This is a genomic window from Streptococcus parasanguinis (genome assembly GCF_001074805.1).
GTDB lineage: Bacteria > Bacillota > Bacilli > Lactobacillales > Streptococcaceae > Streptococcus > Streptococcus parasanguinis_A.
Window position 1 is genome coordinate 1 of sequence record NZ_JUPI01000141.1, and the last position, 1982, is coordinate 1982.

A 1982-nucleotide genomic window follows, 5' to 3' on the forward strand; every position below is an offset into this window, starting at 1 on the left:
TGACTCTGTGCTTGGCTTCGTTTCTTCCTTGCTTGGTTCTGTACTTGACTCTGTGCTTGGCTTTGTTTCTTCCTTGCTTGGCTCGGTACTTGATTCTGTTGGATCCTTGTAGTCATCTGGTAAAGATGCACGGTATGGATCATCTGTACGACCTGCTTCTTTAAGAGTTGCAGATAATTCAGACTCATATTGCTTGAATTGTTTGAAGAGACGTTCAGACCGAGCTAAAGCATCCTCAGTCACTTTATCTTCAACTGCTTTTGCTGCAGCTTCATCCGCTTTCAAGGCTGCATATTTGCTATCACTAACCTTCTGTTCAATGATCAATTGTTCTTCGAGAGCTTTCCAGTGATTTTGAATCGATTTTCCAAAGAGGTCTTGATTATTGATGGCCATCTGGTCAATATGCCATACTGTCCAATACCATGAATTCGGATCATAGGTAGCAGTTTGAGGTTTGAAAGCTTTATAGGTATCCTTTACATTTCCATAGAAAGGAACATAAGGAGTGTTCCGAGATGGTCCCATACCAAGCCATAACGTACCACCAAATGATTTTGGAAGGTTTGGATTGATTTGGTAGACATGGGCATCGATGACGTTTTCGTTTCCTAAAGCATACTTGTATTGGTCTTTCCGAACAGTATCGTTGCTACCATCATCCCCTTGTTTCTTGACACCAATTTGATCGTCTGGAACAAATCGACCATTCAAATGTTCAAAACGGTTGCGTTGGAGAGCAAAGGCATCTTCCAAAGTAAATTTCTTGTTTGGATCTGTTGGTGAGCGGAAGAGTTCGTATTCATCATCTTCATAAGTCACTTTTGAATTTGGATCCAAAAGAGTGATTCCTGCGTAAGTACGTGAACGGTCTCCTTCAGCATATTTTTCTGGTCCATAAGATTTAGCGATATGGAAGTTACCGTCTTTATCTGTCTTGTAGTTACCAGATTCTTTGGCTACTTTTTCGACATCTTTCGAAGCGATCACATTTTCCTTGTCATTCAAATCCACATGACCAAGGTAGTAAGTATTTGCAAAGACTGCATATTTGTCTTCTGGAACTTTTACCGCTACATATTGGTGACCAGAAAGAATTTCCATATACCAAGTTTCTTTTTGGTCTGCAAAAACGACAACATTCCCTTCTGCCGATCCTTTTTCTTCAATGACTTTAGCTAGGAATTCAACCCCTTCACGAGCAGACTTAACGCGTGGTAAAACCACGTCCAACATAGCAGCTTCTGGAATCCCATTTTCTGTCAATGGGTCTGTCTTCAAAACCTTTTTGTTTGGAATTGCTGTAACAGTTGAGGTCATGGAAACTCCAGCTTCGTTAAATCCATGTTCACCAAAAGCACCGTTACTACCATCTCCACGAGCAGAGTCATAAGTCGCTGTGTATTTCATTTCACTAGCAGCATGTGGATAGGTAAAACCATTGGATTCGTCTTCCAGTTGATCCCCTTCCTTATAATTCTTCGCATCAACAACCACATAATTCTTGTTGTGCTTGCCACCATTTGGATAGTAAGGGTAATCTTCTGTCCGACCAAAGAGAGTAGTCCCATCCTTGGTCAATTGCCGACCAATGATAAAGCCACAACAGGCTTGAACGGCTTGAACTGGTAGGAGCAAAAATGTCATTGCTACCAATGAAAGTTTAAACAACCATTTCTTCATGGCAAATCTCCTTTTCGAATACTCCTTTTAGTAAAAAAGGATAGCATTACCGATTTTTTATACCTCCAGTTTACATCTTTTCATTCATTTTTGCAAACGCTTACCAGGCTTGTTTTTATTCTATTTTTTTCTAAATAATCTTTCTATCAACTCATTTCTATGTAAATTATATATATTTATTGAGATTTCAAACAATTTTCTGTTAGTTTACGATTGCGCTACATTTTTTAGGAAAAAAAGGAGGCTGGGACAAAAGTCCTAGCCTCTCAATTATTTTTGGATTGTCGAGCAAGACGCAG

General features: G+C 39.6%; 1 protein-coding gene. It reads right to left on the reverse strand.

Annotation, left to right across the window (positions count from 1 at the left end):
- Window positions 1–1683 (reverse strand): C69 family dipeptidase (locus ADI76_RS10120; protein ID WP_049516292.1); only part of this gene is annotated, 1683 nt, incomplete at its 3' end.
- Window positions 1684–1982 lie beyond the last annotated feature (299 nt).